The 17,896-nt window shown below is 48.0% G+C and carries 17 protein-coding genes; 14 read left to right on the forward strand and 3 right to left on the reverse strand.

Annotated elements, in window-relative coordinates; genetic code table 11:
* The 3 genes from AC2JF8_RS00695 (at position 1) to AC2JF8_RS00705 (ending at position 1,975) form a co-directional block, all read left to right on the forward strand.
* On the forward strand, positions 1-744 hold the full coding sequence (locus tag AC2JF8_RS00695; protein WP_500729337.1) for a class II aldolase/adducin family protein: 744 nt from the start codon (positions 1-3) through the stop codon (positions 742-744).
* A 700-nt stretch (positions 745-1,444) separates the two neighbouring features.
* Entirely contained in the window at positions 1,445-1,573 is a 129-nt protein-coding gene (locus tag AC2JF8_RS00700; RefSeq protein WP_500760250.1) for a hypothetical protein, read from the forward strand.
* 27 nt (positions 1,574-1,600) lie between these two features.
* Positions 1,601-1,975, forward strand: coding sequence for a hypothetical protein (locus AC2JF8_RS00705; RefSeq protein ID WP_500760253.1), 375 nt, complete (start codon positions 1,601-1,603; stop codon positions 1,973-1,975).
* 150 nt (positions 1,976-2,125) lie between these two features.
* Here AC2JF8_RS00705 and clpP read toward each other — a convergent pair whose 3' ends face one another.
* Entirely contained in the window at positions 2,126-2,710 is a 585-nt protein-coding gene (gene clpP / locus AC2JF8_RS00710; protein WP_500729339.1) for an ATP-dependent Clp endopeptidase proteolytic subunit ClpP, read from the reverse strand.
* A gap of 172 nt (positions 2,711-2,882) precedes the next feature.
* On the opposite strand from clpP, the gene AC2JF8_RS00715 reads away from it, so the two are divergent.
* Positions 2,883-4,631, forward strand: coding sequence for an SH3-like domain-containing protein (locus AC2JF8_RS00715; RefSeq protein WP_500729340.1), 1,749 nt, complete (start codon positions 2,883-2,885; stop codon positions 4,629-4,631).
* A gap of 32 nt (positions 4,632-4,663) precedes the next feature.
* Here AC2JF8_RS00715 and AC2JF8_RS00720 read toward each other — a convergent pair whose 3' ends face one another.
* On the reverse strand, positions 4,664-5,098 hold the full coding sequence (locus tag AC2JF8_RS00720; RefSeq protein ID WP_500760839.1) for a Fur family transcriptional regulator: 435 nt from the start codon (positions 5,096-5,098) through the stop codon (positions 4,664-4,666).
* A 126-nt stretch (positions 5,099-5,224) separates the two neighbouring features.
* Positions 5,225-6,667, reverse strand: coding sequence for an APC family permease (locus tag AC2JF8_RS00725; protein ID WP_500760256.1), 1,443 nt, complete (start codon positions 6,665-6,667; stop codon positions 5,225-5,227).
* Positions 6,668-6,845: 178 nt separating this feature from the next.
* On the opposite strand from AC2JF8_RS00725, the gene AC2JF8_RS00730 reads away from it, so the two are divergent.
* The 10 genes from AC2JF8_RS00730 (at position 6,846) to AC2JF8_RS00775 (ending at position 17,828) form a co-directional block, all read left to right on the forward strand.
* Positions 6,846-8,384, forward strand: coding sequence for an LBA0864 family S-layer associated protein (locus AC2JF8_RS00730; protein ID WP_500760259.1), 1,539 nt, complete (start codon positions 6,846-6,848; stop codon positions 8,382-8,384).
* A gap of 155 nt (positions 8,385-8,539) precedes the next feature.
* The gene (locus AC2JF8_RS00735; protein ID WP_500760262.1) at positions 8,540-10,078 is read left to right on the forward strand and encodes an SH3-like domain-containing protein; all 1,539 of its coding nucleotides are present in this window, start codon (positions 8,540-8,542) and stop codon (positions 10,076-10,078) included.
* 179 nt (positions 10,079-10,257) lie between these two features.
* Positions 10,258-11,286: an ornithine carbamoyltransferase gene (argF, locus tag AC2JF8_RS00740; protein ID WP_500760265.1), complete on the forward strand. Its 1,029-nt coding sequence runs from the start codon at positions 10,258-10,260 to the stop codon at positions 11,284-11,286.
* Between the two features lie 438 nt (positions 11,287-11,724).
* Positions 11,725-12,756, forward strand: a complete 1,032-nt coding sequence (locus tag AC2JF8_RS00745; RefSeq protein ID WP_500729346.1) for a sugar-binding transcriptional regulator — start codon at positions 11,725-11,727, stop codon at positions 12,754-12,756.
* Between the two features lie 62 nt (positions 12,757-12,818).
* Positions 12,819-13,835 (forward strand): type I glyceraldehyde-3-phosphate dehydrogenase, encoded by a 1,017-nt coding sequence (gene gap / locus AC2JF8_RS00750; RefSeq protein ID WP_500729347.1) that lies wholly within the window; start codon positions 12,819-12,821, stop codon positions 13,833-13,835.
* Between the two features lie 103 nt (positions 13,836-13,938).
* The gene (locus tag AC2JF8_RS00755; protein ID WP_500760267.1) at positions 13,939-15,150 is read left to right on the forward strand and encodes a phosphoglycerate kinase; all 1,212 of its coding nucleotides are present in this window, start codon (positions 13,939-13,941) and stop codon (positions 15,148-15,150) included.
* A gap of 25 nt (positions 15,151-15,175) precedes the next feature.
* Positions 15,176-15,931: a triose-phosphate isomerase gene (gene tpiA / locus AC2JF8_RS00760; RefSeq protein ID WP_500729349.1), complete on the forward strand. Its 756-nt coding sequence runs from the start codon at positions 15,176-15,178 to the stop codon at positions 15,929-15,931.
* A gap of 103 nt (positions 15,932-16,034) precedes the next feature.
* Positions 16,035-16,685, forward strand: a complete 651-nt coding sequence (locus tag AC2JF8_RS00765) for a hypothetical protein (RefSeq protein WP_500760270.1) — start codon at positions 16,035-16,037, stop codon at positions 16,683-16,685.
* A 126-nt stretch (positions 16,686-16,811) separates the two neighbouring features.
* A complete protein-coding gene (locus AC2JF8_RS00770) occupies positions 16,812-17,426 on the forward strand; it encodes a hypothetical protein (RefSeq protein WP_500729351.1) in 615 nt (204 codons plus the stop codon).
* Positions 17,427-17,501: 75 nt separating this feature from the next.
* Positions 17,502-17,828 (forward strand): SGNH/GDSL hydrolase family protein, encoded by a 327-nt coding sequence (locus AC2JF8_RS00775; RefSeq protein WP_500760272.1) that lies wholly within the window; start codon positions 17,502-17,504, stop codon positions 17,826-17,828.
* The last annotated feature ends 68 nt before the right edge of the window (positions 17,829-17,896 follow it).

Genomic DNA, 17,896 nt, shown 5'->3' on the forward strand with positions numbered 1-17,896 from the left:
ATGATAGAGAACTATAATATTACAAAAGAAAGATTGCCATTTGAAAATGAAAGAAAAGACATTGCTGAAGTAGCACGAGAAATGTTCAATCGCCAAATGACTAATGTTGCTGGCGGCAATATTTCAATCAAGATTACTCCAGATGAAACTTTTTCTTATGATGGACAAACATATTATGCAAATCATGATTATCTATTGATGACGCCAACGTTTATGTCAGAAGCGTGGTTCTCAAGATTAAGTGCTTCGCAAATTCTTGTTATTGATATGGAAACCGGTAAAAAGTTAGCGGGAGAAGGTCGATTGACCCGTGAAATAAATATGCATATAGGTGCATATAAAGCAAATAGTGGTATTCAAGTTGTTTATCATTCGCATGCACCTAAAAGCATGTTTTGGGCTACTATGGGACAGGATATGCCTAATCTAACAGAGATTACATCATTTAATATTCCATTAGGAAAAATCAAATGTTTACCATATCGGGAAGCATGTAGCAAAGAATTAGCAGATTTAGTTCACGATGAACTGGTTAAATTAGGCGATGATGCTAAGGAGAATATTTTTTTGCTCAATAGCCACGGGATTTTGATTACCGAAACGGATTTGCATGCTGCCGCAGAAGTTTTAGAGACTGTAGAATGGAATGCTGAAATTGCTTATAAACAGACAATTTTCAAGAAATTAGGAATTATAGACCAGTATCAATCACGAGGGAAAAGTACTAACGGCATGATTGATTAAAAAGCAAGAGTAATTACATATTCAAAAATAAAAGAGGCTAAACGTATTCGTGATAATATCACTGTTTAGCCTCTTTTTAATCAAAGTCATAATAATAGTTCTACAATTAAATCAATCGGTGAAGTAAACCCGCTAGATTGGATTCCAAGCCATCTAGCGGTTTTATTATGGTTAAAGTTACCGTCGAACAAAAATCACAGGCGCTTAGGCTAATTAAAGAAGTCTACAGTGGTCGCCACGTGGCCAAGATAATTAGCACAGGGTCACAAAAAAATTATGGTAGTCGATTCAAGCTTCAGATCTTAATTGGAAAAAATAATATGACTAGACTTAGCAAAATACTGCTTTTTTTCAGGATTACTCCCCCTAGCTTAATTGTGCACTGGCAAAACTATTTGATGAAGACGTGTTTGTTGTGCTTGATATTAATAGAAGCCGACTACCGATGAATAAAAACAAAAAATTAAAAAATAATAATAAATAATGTTTACAATTAATAATAAATAATTTATAATTTAATTTAACTAGCAATAGTTGAATTAGTCTATCATGAAATAGTTATGTTTTAAAAGGGCGCAATTCATTGTGGTCAATGCTTGCAGTCGCGATTATTCAGCCGGCAGTGATTTCTGCGGGCGTGATAAAAGCGGCAAATGATGCTCAATGATATTGCCACGCACCTTTTTAACTCAAAGCGTGGATGATAGCATTCAAAGAGGATGACAAGATTAAGGGTATTCCGGCCTTTGTGCTGTATGGCCGCGGAAAAAAGCTTTTCTTCCCGGCTACCGGCAAGGGTTATGCCCCGAAATTACGCTTTCTTGGTTAGAAAAGCAAAATTTAAAGGGTAAAACAAATGAAAAACAAAATAACAAGAGCCGTCCTGATCTTAATAAGTCCAATATGGATATCCTTATTTAATCGAGAGCCTTACGTCTTTTTAATATGGGCAGTCAACGGCTACCTGATATCGATAATAGCCACGGCCTGGATCGTTATTGAGGGGAATACGCTGCTTGAACAAATCGGCAACGACCTGATCTACTGCTTGATCATGCAGGGTCCAGCAATCAATTTTGAGTTGCAATGCTTAATGAATTGGACGGACAAGCAGCAGAACCATCCGCTGCTGATCTTCTTTATCCTGTTGTTAAACGTCGGTTTGATAATTCTGTTTGACTGCCTGATTTATCAGGCCAACTTTCAGAATAAGAGGCACAGCAAAGGATAGAAACTTTATTGTACTTAGATTCTGAGATTGGCATAAACCTTTTAGGTGGCTGGGTGCGCTGATAACACGCCACCCTTTTTTAATTAACCGCATATAAAGGGTCTGGAAAAATTTATTTCCCAGACCCTTATTCTGATTAAATCTGCTTGGTTATTTCTTCTGGTTGACCATGATCTCGTCAATTAGGCCGTAGTCCTTGGCTTCCTGGGCGGTCATGTAATTGTCGCGTTCAGTGTCTTTTTGAATCTTCTTCAGCGGTTGACCGGTCGTGTCATGCAGGATTTCATTAATCTTTTCCCGGTTCTTTAGGATTTCGTTAGCTGCAATCTGAATGTCGGTTTGCTGGCCCTGCGCGCCACCAAGCGGCTGGTGAATCAAGACGGTGGAGTTCGGCAGGGCAAAGCGTTTGCCCTTGGCACCACTAGTCAAAAGAATGGATGCCATTGAAGCAGCCATGCCGATAGCAATCGTGGAGACGTCGGACTTGATAAAGTTCATGGTGTCCATTATGCCCAGACCGGAAGTGATCACGCCACCCGGTGAATTAATGTAAAGCGAAATGTCCTTGGTGTTATCCTGAGCATCAAGGAACAGCAGCTGTGCAATGATTGAGTTGGCCATATTATCGTTGATTTCGCCACTAAGCATGATAATGCGGTCCTTCAACAACCGGGAATAAATGTCATAAGCGCGTTCGCCACGGGCAGTTTGTTCAATAACTGTAGGTACAAGCATATTTTACCTCCTAAATTTATGTTTCTCTTTTAATTAGCACTCTAATAAGTACAGTGCTAATTAAAGCACTTACGCTAAAGGCTGTCAATGAAAGTGTATTGATTTTGTATTCTTTGTTACAGCATCCGTATTATATAATAGCAATATAGAATTTTGATTTGGAGGAAATGTTTTGAAGCGTTTTAAAAAATTTGCGACGATTTCGATGACACTGCTGGGTGGCCTGCTGATTTCAGCCAAGCTATCGGCGACACCGGTTGCGGCAGATTCAGACAACACTCAGCCACAGGGGCAGGACAGCACGAATCAGCCTGCAAACGCGGCACCCGCTAACAAGACGGGTGACAGCGGCAAGACCGATGCAAACAAGCCTGGTGCAACGGACAACGAAGCGGCTGATAACGGGGGGCAGGATGATGCTAGTGATCAGCCTATGCCTAAGAAAAAGAAGCCTAAGCAGGTAGTTACCGGCTACGCGATGATGACCAAGGTGGCTGGCAACAAGAACTACAAGGTGTGGAAGAGCGTTACCAACGGCAAGGTGCACAAGAAAGTGGCCGATGGGATCAACTTCCAGTACAGCCACATCCAGTCAGACCAACTGATTGAGACCAAGAAGCAGCGCTACTGGCGCATTTACGTTAATGGCCGTCAGGTTGGCTACGTCAACGAGAAGTTTTTTGCGAGAAACCAAATCGCAGTGCCCAAGACCATCTCACTGGTGCGCAATGAAAACTACACCTTTCCCACCCGTGATGCTATCTCTTACGTTACCAACTTTATGGGCACGGTGATTGACAGTCAGGATGAACAGGTCAAGGTTTCAAAAGAAAATATCGACTGCTCAAAGCCTAAGACCTACAAGATTAAGTATACCTATGGCGATGCCAAGGCAGTGGTCAAGATTACGGTAAGAAAGAGCACGACCGAAGGGATTGCCGACCAGAATGCGGTAAACACCATCACGGCCAGACCGGGAACTAGCGACCACCAGACGTGGAAGACCCACTACGGTTCATCCATCAACTACATTAGCCCAACCGAGTACACTCCCGAAACGGAAAAGCACACCTTAACCAGTGGCAACTTGACCTTGAAGACAAGATTGTACCAGCCGGTTCTGCTCAGCGTAAAGGATCCTAGCGATGACAACATCAACCGGGTCGGTCACATTCCAGAAGGCGTGACGGTATCAAACAACTGGGCTTACACGAGTCTGCTCAGTCACACGAACCTGACCTCCGGCCACATTGTGGGCTATGACATGAGCAAGATTACCAACCCGTTCGATGCCCAGCTCATGCTTGACATGTCGCAGAAGGATTTCAACAAGTTTGCTGCGAACATCAAGGTCAGCCCGTACATTCCGATTGGCCACGGCCAGGCACTGGGCGCCAGCGACGACTACGTCTACATTTTGAACAACGACAACACGCTGAAGCAAACGACTGATTCAATGGAATTGGTTCAGATCCGCAAGAGTGACCTGCAGATCAACAAGATTTGGACGTTCAAGACCTGGGTCGGCGACGAGACCAACCCGCGCTACTTCCAAAACGGCGTGATCGTTTCCGATAAGGAGATGTATGCCGTCTACCACGACACCGATAACAACTGCTACGAATACTGGCAGCTAACCCGTACCGGCGACAACTGGTATCCAAAATTGGTGGGCAAGACCGACGGCAACTTTGTCAATAACAATGCGCCGGTTCAAGGCTTCACTTACGACACCAAGAACAAGAACTTCTACCTGGCCTTCAACGACCTGATCTTTAAGATCGGCCGTGACGGCACGCTGAAGGATACTTATTCATTCGACACCGGTCGGGAGATCGAAGGCATGTCGGTCAGTGGCGGCAAGTTATACGTTAACTTGGCCCAGCGTGCAGAGCTGCTGGCCAGCGCAAAAATCAAGTAATCAAGCATTAGTAATGCAAAAACAAGAGCTTCTCAGCTCTTGTTTTTTTGCTCTGCGCTTTTTTTCTGGCAATCGGGACAGAGCCCGTAAATCTCCAGGTGACTTGTGGATGCGACGTAACCGGTCTGCTTTTCGGCCTCCATGCGCATGCGCGCTTCAACCGCACTAAAGTCGGGGTAGAAGACATCCGCAATCTTGCCACAACTAGTACAGATAATGTGAAAGTGAGGCTTGACAAAGTAGTCGTAGTGCAGGGATTCATCGCCATTCTTGATTTCAACCACCACACCGGCTTCAACCAGCTTGTTAAGCGTGTTATAAACGGTTGCGCGGTATGTCGGCTGGCGTTCCCCGTCACTGATTGCTTCAAGGATAGTCGCAGCGGTGGGGTGATTGTGGTGTGTCATCAGGTAAGAAAGAATCTTCAGTCGCGGTTTTGTGACTTTCAGATGGTGAGTGCGCAGCATGCCTTCTGCTTCATTAAGATAATCTGCCACGGTGTCATCTCCTTTGTTTGTTTAACTATAGTTTAGCATTATTGCACACAAAAAAACCGCCCTTTGCAAGGCGGCTTAAATATTTTTTAAACGGTATTATGAATTGAGCTTGGCGTCCTGGCGGTGCTTAATGGCTGGCAGGATAAGGCCCAGCATAACCAGCACGATTGGGGTGATGATATTCAGTGCCAGCGTGAACGGATCTGACGAATAGATGCCGAGCACGCAGCAGGCGAGGTTGATGGCAAAGCACCAGATGCCTGCGACGTATGCCAGCCCCTGGTGTTTGGTCATCTGGTAGTTACCAGGGGTGTGGAACTTAGCGTTTTGCTTGCGCAGTGCAATGTAAGCAGCAAACACCCACAGGTAGCGCAGCGGCATCACAATCGAATTGAGCTTGATTAATTGGGCCATAACCGCCTGAGCATCGGGCAGCAGGGCCTGCAGTACGATCAGGCCGCCGGAAAGAACTACGATCATCCAGATGCCGTTAATGTAGGCCCCGTGCTTGTTGACCTTCAGGAGCTTCTTGGGGATGTAATCCTTGGCTTCCTTGCTGCCGAGAAGCATTCTCAGCGGTGCGTCGATGCTGAGCACAAGCGTTGAAAATTGGCCGATAACGTTGCACCAGGCATAGATATACATGAACAGTCCGCCCAGGCCGTAGTATTCGCCCAGCCGGTTGAAGGCCATGTAAGGACCATTAGAAATATATTCGTTGAGGTTGTTGTTAACCGCCTTGGTATCGAACATCATTGCGAGGGCGATGGTGCCTAAGATGGCCGATACCATGACCATTGCCGACAATCCGAGCATTGCCTTCGGGAAGTTGCGGGCAGGATCCTTCAGCTTGTTGACGTAAGGCGAAATCTTTTCCGCGCCGCCGACGGCGAAGACCAGAATGGACAGGGAAGTAAAGTACTGCATGTTGAAGTTGGGCACGAAGTTTTTCCAGTGCCAGCCAATGTTCATGAAGCTGGCGTGTGGATTAATCGCCGGTGCGGCAAACATCATGATAATGAACAAAAGCGACATGATAAACATTGATGAGCCGGCGATTGTTGACAGCGTCTTGATGACGGAAACGCCGCGGCTTGCGAGCCAGCAGAAGAAAAGAAAGACGACCAGGGTTGCCAGTTGCGTCCAGGAAGTAGGAATGCTGTCGTACCAGTTGGTATTGCCGAAGATGCCCCAGGACATGCCCCTTAACCCACCGGTACCCTTGCTTGAAATATAGACAACGTGCACGGCCCAATAGGTCCATCCGGTGTAATAGGCCCACTTGGGTCCCATTGTGGCATTTACCCACGAGGAAACGCCGCCGTTGGACTCCTTGAATACGGAACCAAGTTCACCGACCATGAGTGAATACGGGATGAAGAATAGCAGGAAGATAAGTATCCAGCTGAAGACAACCTGTGTCCCGTTGAAGTACACGAAGCCGTTGACGACATTGCCAAAGCCCCAGACAGTGGAGAAGGCCATTAATGCTAGAGTGGTCCACACCATCTTTTTTGTTTGTTTCTGTGATTCGATCATATAATCTGTTCTCCCAAAATAAAAATAATAACCGCCTAATTATATACCAAACAAGGATGCAATACTATTTTATCTGCAAATTTTATGACTTACGTACAAAATAACTATTGATTCACCAGCATAATAGTGCCAAAATAATTAATATATGAAACAAAAAGAGAAAAAGAGGAAAAGTGAAATGAAAAAAGGAGTCAAGTCTAAGTTATTGATTGCCGGTACGGTAATCGCAGCGAGCCTATTCGTGGGATGCAATAATTCTGTGACAAATGCCCAAAGCTACCGCAAGGCGGTCACGAAGATTGCGGGTACGAAGAACTTTGCCGTCTACCGGCACGTTTCCAAGCAGGGACCATCCGGCAAATTTACGTCAACTAAGTATTTCAAGCACGCTCAGATTCAATCGAAAAATTCGGTTGTAACTAAGCGGGGCAAGTTCTGGAAGATTATCGTTGACGGCCGCACCGTTGGTTGGGTTAACCAGAACTTCTTTGCGCGCAACCAGATTTCGGTTGCCAAGAAGGTTAGCCTGGTGCAAAATCCGGACTTTTCGTTCAGGACCAAGGATGCCATCAACTACGTGACCGACGGAAGCGGTACCGCCGTCAGTCCAAATAAGGTTAGCGTGTCTAAGTCAAGCATTAACTCGGGCACGCCGGGCGAAACGAAGGTTGACTACAGTTACGGCAAGGCCAAAGCAAGCGTTAGCGTCACCGTTCGCGGAGATAAGAACGAGGGCATTGCGCACGCTGGCATTACGCCTAAAAACGGTCCCAAGGCCGTTGCCACCTGGAAGGGCAGCTCGAAGTCATCATCCCGCAACTGGAACGCGGCCCACAATTATACCGCTGAGACCAGGGCAAACGCCTTTCGCGCAAATGGCTTGACCTTGAAGACCAAGCTGTTCCAGCCGCGCTTCGTCAGTTTAGGCTACCACCAGGCAGGCGACCAGATGGGCCAGGTTGGCCCCATCCCAGAAGGCATTACCGTTCATGGTTCCAACTTCACGGTTGCGGAATTCACATCCAGCAGCAGCCAGAATGGCCACTTGGTGTCGTACGACCTGAACCACATTAACAAGTTTAGGGCGCAGAACCTGGCAGACCTCAACTGGTCGACGTTCAAGCGTTATGCTTCGCACATCAAGGTCAGCCCGTACATCAAGCTGGGTCACGGCCAGGCTATCGGTTCGTCGGGCAGCTACATCTACGTCATTGCCAACAACAATACGTCCAGCAACTCCAGTCAGTCCGAAGAAATTCTGCAGATCCGCAAGTCCGACATGAAGATCAACCAGATTTGGAGCTTCAGGATCTGGAACGGCACGTCGTCCGGCCACACCAACCGCTACATTCATAACGCAACGTTCGCCGGCGACAACACCATGTACTGCCTGTTCCACAACGGCGGCAACGGTTACTACGAATACTGGAAGGTCACAAGGTCAGGCGACACCTGGACGCCGGTTGAAGTTGGTGCCACGAGGGGCAACTTCATTAGCAACCATTCACCGGTTCAGGGCTTCACGTACGACCAAAGTCACGGCAACTTCTACATCGGCTTCAACGACTACATCTTCAAGGTCGCTCAAGACGGCACATACAAGAAGACCCACCGCCTGCACGTTAAGCGTGAGATCGAGGGCCTGTCGACTTCAGGCAGCAAGCTCTACGTTGAATTTGCTCAACGCGGCGAGCTGACTGCGGGCAAGATTAAGTAAAAAATTTATACATGAATTAAGGCAGCTTCAAGCACGGGGCTGCTTTTTTTGTGCTAGATTTTTGCTTAAAGGTGTATCAAGCACCAACTTTCCATTGCTTCTATTTGCTCTTAGTGCAAAAATAATATATACGAATATTGAAAGGAAACGGATTAATGGGGAGAAGATTGAGAAGCAAGCTGCTGATTGTGGGGGCTGCAACCGTAATCGGCTTATTTTTTGCTGGCAGCACTACTTGCGCATATGCAAAAAGCTATCATAAGGCCGTGACCAAGATTGCCGGCACGGGCAATTATGCCATTTACCACCACGTTAAAAAGAAGGGGCCGACGGGCAGGTTTACCTCAACGAAGTATTTTAAACACGCACAGATTCAGTCTAAACAGTGGCGTAAAACCAAAAAGGGCAAGTTTTGGAAAATAATCGTGGACGGGCGTCCCGTGGGCTGGGTTAACCAGAACTTCTTTGTGCGCAACCGCATAGCAGTTGCCAAGAAGGTCAGCCTCGTGCAGAATGCCGATTACTTCTTCAATACGCGGGATGCAATTAATTACGTTGCCAACGCAAGCGGCACCGCCGTCGACGTATCGCGGGTGCGGGTCTCGCACTCGGACATTAACTCCGGCATGCCCGGCAGGACGATTGTTGATTACCGCTACGGCAAGGCCCGGGCGAGCGTCGCCGTGACGGTTCGCGACAATGTTAAGGAAGGCATTGCTCGCGCCCGCAAGAAGCCTATTTGGGGCCCTTTTCCCGTCCCCACGTGGAAGGGGAGCTCGAAGTCCACGTCGCGCAATTGGAATGCCAAGCACCATTTTACCTTTGAAACCCGGCCGAACACGTTTTACGCGGGCGGCCTGACCCTGAAGACCAAGCTCTTTCAGCCCCGGTTCGTTAGCCTTGACTACCACAAGGCAGCGGATCGAATGGGGCAAGTGGGCATCATTCCGCAAGGCATCACGGTTCGCCACTCCACTTTTACCGTTGCGGTGTTCAATTCAAGCCGTGACAAAAAGGGCCACTTGGTTTCTTACGACTTGAAGCGGATCAAGAAGTACAAGGCGCAGAATCTTCCCGGCCTGAAGTGGAGGACGTTTAAAAAATACGCCGCCCACATCAAGGTCAGTCCCTACATTAAATTGGGGCACGGGCAGTCAATCAGTGCAGCGGGCAAGTATATTTACGTCCTTGCCAATGACAACGCCTATAAAAACGCTACAAGGTCTGAGGAAATCCTGCAGATTCGCAAATCAGACCTGTCTGTTAACCAAATCTGGAGCTTTAGGATCTGGAACAAGACCAAAAAGAAGCTGACGGGGCGCTACATCCACAACGCAACGTTTGCCGATGGGCACACCATGTACTGCCTGTTTCATAACGGCAGTCACCACCGCTACGAATACTGGAAGGTGACAAGGACAGGCGACACCTGGACGCCGGTTGAAGTGGGCGCCACGAACAGCGACTTCATCAGCAACCATTCGCCGGTCCAGGGCTTCACCTACGATCCGCGCCACAACCAGTTCTACATTGCCTTCAACGACTACATCTTCAAGGTGGCTCGAGACGGAACCTGCCGAGCCACCTACCCGTTGAACGTGCGGCGCGAAATCGAGGGGCTGTCGGTTGCGGGTGGCAGACTCTACGTTGAATTTGCCCAGCGCGGCGAATTGACGGTCGGCAGGACCACGTAAAACTTGGCGGCATTTCTTCATCATAAACGAGCGGCGGCTTTGATTGCGGGCCGCCTTTTATTTAATTGCCGTGCAATGTTTAAGACTTTCTATAAAAGGTATGCAAGACTACAAAAAATATACGGAATCATGTAACATTAGGGCAGTTAAAGAAATAATCAACAATAAGGAGAATGTTTATGCATAAGCGCGATTTTATCAATACTGCTGATTTTTCACGAGAAGAAATGCTGCACTTGGCCCAATTGGGCCTAAAGATCAAGGAGGCCATCGGACACGGCTATTACCCGCCGCTTTTAAAAAACCGGAGTCTGGGTATGATTTTTGAACAGACCTCGACCAGAACGCGGACCTCGGCGGAAACGGCAATGACGGAGCTGGGCGGCCACGCCCTGTACCTGGCACCGGGGCAAATCCAACTGGGAAAAAGCGGCCACGAGAATTTAACCGACACGGGTCGTGTATTGGGCGATTTGGTTGACATCATTGGCATTCGTGCAGACACGCACGAGGAGGTTGTCGCGTTAGCAGAAGCATCGGCGGCGCCCGTCGTCAATTTCTTATGCGACCGGGACCACCCGCTGCAGGCCGTGGGCGATCTGATTACGATTATGGAACACATGCCGGCTGGAAAAGAATTAGATCAGATCAAGCTGGTGTTTGTGGGCGATGCGACCCAGATTGCCGTGTCGATAATGATGCTGTGTGCCATTATGGGGATGCAGTTTGTCCAGTATGGTCCCCAAGAAAAATGGATGCCCGCAGACAAGCTCAGCCAGGCCAAGAAAATTGCGGCTGCAAGTGGCGGGTCAATCACGCTGACGGAGGATGAGGGTGCGCTTGAAGGCGCTGACTTCGTTTATACAGATGTCTGGTACGGTCTATATGACCAGCAGCTGTCCAAAAAAGAGTACATGAAAATCTTTTACCCTAAATATAGGGTAGATGTGGCCATGCTTGAGAAAACAGGCAATCCTAATGTGAAGTTCATGCACTGCCTGCCGGCGAACCGGGGCGAAGAAGTTACCGCTGAGGTCCTGGACGGCAAATATTCGATTGCCTGGCAGCAGGCACCGAATAAGAAGACGGCCATGAGAGCGGTATTTGCCTACCTGCTTGCCCCGACTGTGAAAAAGGCGTCAGCAAAGCGAGCTGCAGGCTACCGAAGTGAGCTGGCTGCGCTGCTGGAAGAAGACGCTGACGAATAGTAAAAAGTCATAGAAAATTTGCGGAAAACAAAAGAGTGGCCGGGTGCGCGCAGCACCTGACCACTCTTTTTAACGTGAAATACTTGATGGGTCCCCTGAGAGTCGAACTCAGATTTTAAGAACCGGAATCTTACGTGCGATCCATTACACTAAGGACCCAAATCAATACGATAAATAGTATAACAGAAAAAAGCGCAAAGTGGAATTGTTTTTTTCAAAAAGAGCAAGATGGCGTGCCAGCGTAAAGGCACAAAGGCAAAAATCAAATTGCCCTCTTTTTGCTTGAATATTTTGGGGCGGGTTGTTATACTAGAGGTGTCGATTGAGGGATGAAGATTTACTAGTTGTAATTCTACGTTTCTCTTATATTTTTAGACCTACCGGGACATAAAATGACAAAAGATGGGTCACAAATGTCCCAGCGGAAGGAGCGAAATTATGAACTCGGAATTTCCGGTGCTTGAAGCTCTCGTTCCTGATATCTTAAAAGTTTTTCGGCAAAGATACCTTGTCCTTGAGCAAATTTCGCTTCGCGCACCCGTTGGGCGCAGAAGCATTGCGCAGTCCCTGGGACTTTCTGAACGAAACGTGCGAACGGAAACGGATTATCTCCGTGATTTAGGCTTGATTGAAATCAAGAGTTTTGGCATGTTCATGACGGAAAAGGGCAAGAAGATTTTGCAGAGCGCAGCACCGCTCATTGACCGCTTGTTCAACGCTCGTCAAAGTGAAATTGACCTGGCGCATAAGCTGGGCATTGAACGAACGATTATTGTTCCCGGTGATAGCGACCTGCAGGAGATTGTGTACGAGCGCATGGGCGAGGAGCTGAATGCGGCCCTCGACCTGCTTTTGCCCCTGGGGCACTCGATCATCACGGTGCTCGGTGGGGCGGCCCTAGCCAGGTCTGCGCGGAACTTGTCTAAAAATTTAGGTAAAAATCGGCAGCTAGAATTTGTGCCGGGACGCGGTGCCCTGGGTGAAAATGTTGCGATCCAAAGCAACACGATTGTCCAGGAAATGGCGCTGGAGACTGGGGGCAAGTATAAGACACTGTATTTGCCCGAGCAGGTTTCTTCGGCGGCTTACAAGTCGCTTATCCGTGAATCCGCGTTTGCGGACGTGCTTGAGGACATCTCTAAGACGGATGTCGTCATTCATGGCATTGGCCTGGCACACGACATGGCGCGGCGACGGGGGTACGACTCAATTCGGCTCTCCGAACTGCGCGAGAAGAAGGTTGTCACCGAATGTTTTGGGTGTTTTTTCGATGGCAATGGCAAGATTGTCGACCGCGTGCATCAAGTTGGCCTGCAGTTCGAGAATCTCAACAAAATACCCCACATATTTGCCTTTGCTTGCGGCGGCCGCAAGGCCAAAGCGATTAAGGCCTATATGCCTAATGCCCCTCATCAAACCTGGTTAATTACTGATGAGGGTGCCTCAAAGAAGATTTTAAAGGGGATTTAAGGCCCATTTAAAATAATTGATGTTTACAGTTCTAAAATAGTTCTTAAGGAGGACTTTAGAAAATGACAGTTAAAATTGGTATTAACGGCTTTGGCCGTATCGGTCGTTTAGCATTCCGTCGGATCATGGATTTGGGCGAAAAGTCAAAGGATATCGAAGTTGTTGCAATTAACGACTTGACTACCCCAGCAATGCTCGCTCACCTGCTCAAGTACGACTCAACTCATGGCACTTTTGACCACGAAGTTTCAGCTACAGACGATTCAATCGTTGTTGACGGCAAGAAGTACCGTGTATACGCTGAACCACAAGCACAAAACATTCCGTGGGTTAAGGAAGACGGCGTTGACTTTGTTCTTGAATGTACTGGCTTCTACACCAGCAAGGCTAAGTCACAAGCTCACCTTGACGCAGGTGCCAAGAGGGTCCTCATTTCAGCTCCTGCCGGCAACGACCTGAAGACCATCGTTTACGGCGTAAACGACAGTACTTTGGACGCAAGCGACAAGATTGTTTCAGCTGGTTCATGTACGACTAACTCATTGGCTCCAATGGTTAACGCTCTGCAAAAAGAATTTGGCATCAAGGTAGCTACTATGACTACTGTTCACGCCTACACTTCAACCCAAATGCTTTTGGATGGACCTGTTCGCGGTGGTAACCTGCGTGCCGCTCGTGCAGCCGCTGTTAACATTATTCCTCACTCAACTGGTGCTGCTAAGGCCATTGGTCTGGTTGTTCCAGAATTGAACGGTAAGGTTAACGGTCACGCACAACGTGTTCCTGTTACTGACGGTTCATTGACTGAATTGGTTTCAATCCTTGACAAGAAGGTTACTGCTGACGAAGTTAACTCAGCAATGAAGAAGTACGAGAGTCCTTCATACGCTTATGTTGACGACGAAATCGTTTCAAGCGACGTTGTTGGTATGACTGCTGGCTCAATCTTTGACCCAACTCAAACGATGGTAACCACTGCCGGCGACAACCAATTGGTTAAGACTGTTGCTTGGTACGACAATGAATACTCATTCACTTGCCAAATGGTTCGTACTTTGTTGAAATTTGCTACTCTTTAATTTAATAAAATTAATTATTAAGCAGTAAAAGAGAAGGCGGAGGGGAAATTCTTCCTTCCGCCTTTTTCTGAAGAGAAAATAATTGAGTTATCGGAGGATATAGATGGCTAAATTAATTGTTTCAGACCTTGACGTCGAGGGTAAAAAAGTTCTGGTGCGGGTCGACTTCAACGTGCCGATCAAGGAAGGCGTGATTGGCGACGACAACAGAATCGTTGCAGCACTGCCAACCATCAAGTACATTATTGAAAACGGCGGCAAGGCAATCTTGCTCAGCCACTTGGGCCGCGTTAAGTCCGACGCCGACAAGCAGGAATTGACCCTTGCGCCGGTTGCAAAGCGCCTGGGCGAACTGCTCAAGAAGCCCGTAACTTTCGTTCCTGAAAATGAGGGCCAGGAAGTTGAAGACGCGATTGATAAGATGCAGGACGGTGACGTTATCGTCCTTGAAAACACCCGTTTCCAGGACATCGACAACGACTTCGGCAAGCGCGAGAGCAAGAACGACCCAACCTTGGGCGCATACTGGGCAGGTTTAGGCGACATGTACGTTAACGATGCCTTCGGGACCGCGCACAGAAGCCACGCCTCTAACGTTGGCATTGCCGAGGCGATGAAGAAGGCGAATAAGCCCGCAGCGGCTGGCTACCTGATGGAAAAGGAAATCAAGTTCTTGGGCGACGCCGTTGCCAACCCGGTTCACCCCTTTGTTACCATCCTGGGCGGCGCCAAGGTTTCCGACAAGATTGACGTCATCACCAACCTGATTCCTAAGTCGGACCACATCCTGATTGGTGGGGGCATGGCATACACCTTCTTAGCTGCTCAGGGTCATGAGATTGGCAAATCATTGTTTGAACCCGACAAGGTTGACTTGGCCAAAAAATTGCTCAAGGATGCTGACGGGAAGATCGTGCTTCCGGTTGATAATCTAGCCGCAACCGAATTTTCAAACGATGCTGCCCGCAAGGTAGTTGGTGATGATATTCCGGAAAACATGATGGGTCTGGACATTGGTCCTAAGACCGTCGAGAAGTTCAAGGAAATCCTGAAGGACGCCAAGACGGTTGTTTGGAACGGACCGATGGGGGCCTTTGAAATGTCCAACTTTGCCGAGGGTACTTTGGAAGTGGGCAAGGCACTGGCTAATCTAACTGATGCTACCACCATCATCGGTGGTGGTGACTCCACTGCTGCGGCCAAGCAATTGGGCATTGCCCCGAAGATTACCCACATCTCAACCGGTGGCGGTGCTTCCTTGCAATACCTCGAAGGCAAGGAATTACCAGGAATTGCCTGCATTTCAGATAAGTAAGTTCTAAGAAAGGACGTTAATCATTATGCGTACACCTATTATTGCTGGAAACTGGAAGCTGAACATGAACCCTGCGCAGACAAGTGAATTTGTTGCTGCGGTCAAGGACAAGCTGCCAAGTTCAAGCAAGGTTGAATCATTAATCTGTGCGCCAGCTGTCGACCTTGATGCCTTAAAGAAGGCTGCTGCTGGTTCAGACTTGCTGGTTGGAGCAGAAAATGCCTACTTCGAGGATGAGGGTGCCTTCACCGGAGAAACCTCACCTAAGGTATTAAAGGAAATGGGCATCAACTACTGCATCATCGGACACTCCGAGCGCCGGGGCTACTTCCATGAAACGGATGAAGACATTAACAAAAAGGCCAAGGCGCTCTTTGCTAATGGCGTGACGCCAATTATCTGCTGCGGCGAATCGTTGGAAACGCGTGAAGCCAACAAGCAGGAAGAGTGGGTTGTTGGTCAAATCAAGGCTGCTTTGGCAGGATTGTCAAGCGACCAGGTTGCCAAGACCGTGATTGCCTACGAGCCAATTTGGGCCATCGGCACGGGCAAGACAGCCAGTTCTGACCAGGCTCAGGAAATGTGCAAGACCATCCGTGACACGGTCAAGGACCTGTACAACGAGGAAACTGCTGCCAACGTCCGCATCCAGTACGGCGGCTCAGTCAATCCGGGCAACGTCAAGGAATTGATGGCTAAACCTGATATTGACGGCGGTCTCGTTGGTGGTGCCAGCCTGAAGCCTGATTCATATCTTGCTTTGGTCAACTACCAAGACTAAATTTTAACTGTTAAAGTGAATAAGCTCCTGCAAGCTGCAGGGGCTTTTTTGCGTCTTTCCTGTAAAAGAACTTGTTATTTCAATACAAAAGACTGATAATATATTGAAAGAGATCTCAAAAAGGGAGGGCAATTATGAAAAAAAAATTACTGACGGTGCTTGCGCTGGCTGCCACGTTGACCACCGCTGCCGGCGCTATAGCTGTTCAACCTACCCAGGTGCACGCGACCAGCAGCAAGATGAGCAAGTATGGCTCAAGTCCTTCGTCTTTCCAAAGTCCTGGCGCGGTGAATGGTACAGCATGAGTGTTTTGCCGCTATACCCAGTCAACTTTCACCGGACCAGCTTCGTGCTGCCGTGGACCAATGAGAATGTAAAGATTGCTACGGTGGGCAGGATGAAGGGCAACAAGAAGTACCTGTGGCAAATGGGTGGCAACTGGTTCAAGCAGAACGGCAAGTACGTTAACCAGTTTATGCGCGGCTCGACGGAAAGGGTCCGCGGACAGAAGTGGATTGTCCTGAGTCCGATTGATGAAAAATCACGCAAAGTAGGTTTTACCTATACTGTGAAAACGGAGGTTTTAGACGGCAAGAAGCAGCCGGTGCTCTTTGAAGCAATCCAGGGGACCGGCAAGGTTATCCTCCAGTTCTTCAGGAATAAGGCACTCGCGGACAAGTACGGTCACCAGCAGTTCAAGGACATGACCTACAACCCGAACTATGCTAGTTTTGATGGCGTGTTGCGTTTATAAATATTAAAAGACAAGGGCAATACCTGTGCATAATATAATTATTCATTTATTTATAAATTTATGCTTGCTTTAATCCGTGAATAGTTGATAATTGAAGTTATAATATTTTATTCGGGAGAACATACTATGAAACATGCAAAGATAATCACGCTCCTTGCGGCTGCAGCCGTAACACTATCAGCCGGCAGTGTTGCAGCTAACGCCACGCAGTCGGTTGAAGCTGCCAAGGTCAAAAAAAGCAAGCAGAACAAGTACAGCTTTGCCAAGGCGTACACCCTTCCTAAGTCGTGGCGGGGCAAGTGGTACAGCACCAGCTACATAACGCCCAGCCCGTTGAATATTCATAAGTCGAGTATGGAAACCCCGTGGTCCGGCCAGCACGTCAAGGCGGTCAAAGTGGGCAAGGTCAAGGGCACCAACAAGTACCCGTGGCAGATGTCTAGTGCCTGGAAGCTAAAGAACAGTGACGTGTTTACGAACATGATGCGCATAACCACGAAGAAGATGCGGGGCAATAAGTGGATTGTGGCGAGTGCCGCAGATGAAAAATCAACTGCAATGGGCTTTGCATATACCTTAAAGATGGAAAAGCTAAACGGCAAGAAGCAGCAGGTTCTCTTCGAGGCGCTGACTGATACGGGCGAAGTCACCAACCAGTACTTCCGCTCGCGCGATCTTGCTAAGAAGTACGCTAATACGCACTTCAAGGGCATGACCTACCGCAAGATTAACCCGCGTTAAATAATAAAGTCGCAGCGAGCAATTTCGCTGCGGCTTTTTGTGTAGAGAGAATTTTTGTGAGTCAGGAGCATAGTAATGAGACTACTCTTAACCGGTGACAGCATCATTGCGTCCAGCGTAATTTGCCGGTATTACCCGCAGAACGCCATCCTTGTTTCACCGCCGGCGGTGGACGAATCGCGGCAGACCAACCGTACTAACGAGTTGGTCACAACTTACACCGCCAGAATGCAAAAGGTGGCTAAGCAGTATCATTTGCGATTCATCAACCTTTATCAGGCGATGATTAACCAGGGCGACCTCGCGCACCTGTGCCGCGGGCAACTTAACGATGGCCTGCACTTCGGGGCGGCGGGATACAAGATGCTTGTCGATTTGCTGGTAGAAGAACTGGAAAAATAGATCGGAATATTTTTACGTTGTGTAATCTAACTGCCGATTATATTTAAAACTTAATAATCTTTCATCCA

Source organism: Lactobacillus sp. CA30L (assembly GCF_059900845.1).

What these genes read in the sequence shown, in the direction of transcription:
- AC2JF8_RS00695 (WP_500729337.1), top strand. Translation starts at nt 1, where the DNA reads ATGATAGAGAACTATAATATTACAAAAGAAAGATTGCCATTTGAAAAT.
- AC2JF8_RS00700 (WP_500760250.1), top strand. Translation starts at nt 1,445, where the DNA reads ATGATAGCATTCAAAGAGGATGACAAGATTAAGGGTATTCCGGCCTTT.
- AC2JF8_RS00705 (WP_500760253.1), top strand. Translation starts at nt 1,601, where the DNA reads ATGAAAAACAAAATAACAAGAGCCGTCCTGATCTTAATAAGTCCAATA.
- clpP (WP_500729339.1), bottom strand. Translation starts at nt 2,710, where the DNA reads ATGCTTGTACCTACAGTTATTGAACAAACTGCCCGTGGCGAACGCGCT.
- AC2JF8_RS00720 (WP_500760839.1), bottom strand. Translation starts at nt 5,098, where the DNA reads ATGCTGCGCACTCACCATCTGAAAGTCACAAAACCGCGACTGAAGATT.
- AC2JF8_RS00725 (WP_500760256.1), bottom strand. Translation starts at nt 6,667, where the DNA reads ATGATCGAATCACAGAAACAAACAAAAAAGATGGTGTGGACCACTCTA.
- AC2JF8_RS00730 (WP_500760259.1), top strand. Translation starts at nt 6,846, where the DNA reads ATGAAAAAAGGAGTCAAGTCTAAGTTATTGATTGCCGGTACGGTAATC.
- AC2JF8_RS00735 (WP_500760262.1), top strand. Translation starts at nt 8,540, where the DNA reads ATGGGGAGAAGATTGAGAAGCAAGCTGCTGATTGTGGGGGCTGCAACC.
- argF (WP_500760265.1), top strand. Translation starts at nt 10,258, where the DNA reads ATGCATAAGCGCGATTTTATCAATACTGCTGATTTTTCACGAGAAGAA.
- AC2JF8_RS00745 (WP_500729346.1), top strand. Translation starts at nt 11,725, where the DNA reads ATGAACTCGGAATTTCCGGTGCTTGAAGCTCTCGTTCCTGATATCTTA.
- gap (WP_500729347.1), top strand. Translation starts at nt 12,819, where the DNA reads ATGACAGTTAAAATTGGTATTAACGGCTTTGGCCGTATCGGTCGTTTA.
- AC2JF8_RS00755 (WP_500760267.1), top strand. Translation starts at nt 13,939, where the DNA reads ATGGCTAAATTAATTGTTTCAGACCTTGACGTCGAGGGTAAAAAAGTT.
- tpiA (WP_500729349.1), top strand. Translation starts at nt 15,176, where the DNA reads ATGCGTACACCTATTATTGCTGGAAACTGGAAGCTGAACATGAACCCT.
- AC2JF8_RS00770 (WP_500729351.1), top strand. Translation starts at nt 16,812, where the DNA reads ATGAAACATGCAAAGATAATCACGCTCCTTGCGGCTGCAGCCGTAACA.
- AC2JF8_RS00775 (WP_500760272.1), top strand. Translation starts at nt 17,502, where the DNA reads ATGAGACTACTCTTAACCGGTGACAGCATCATTGCGTCCAGCGTAATT.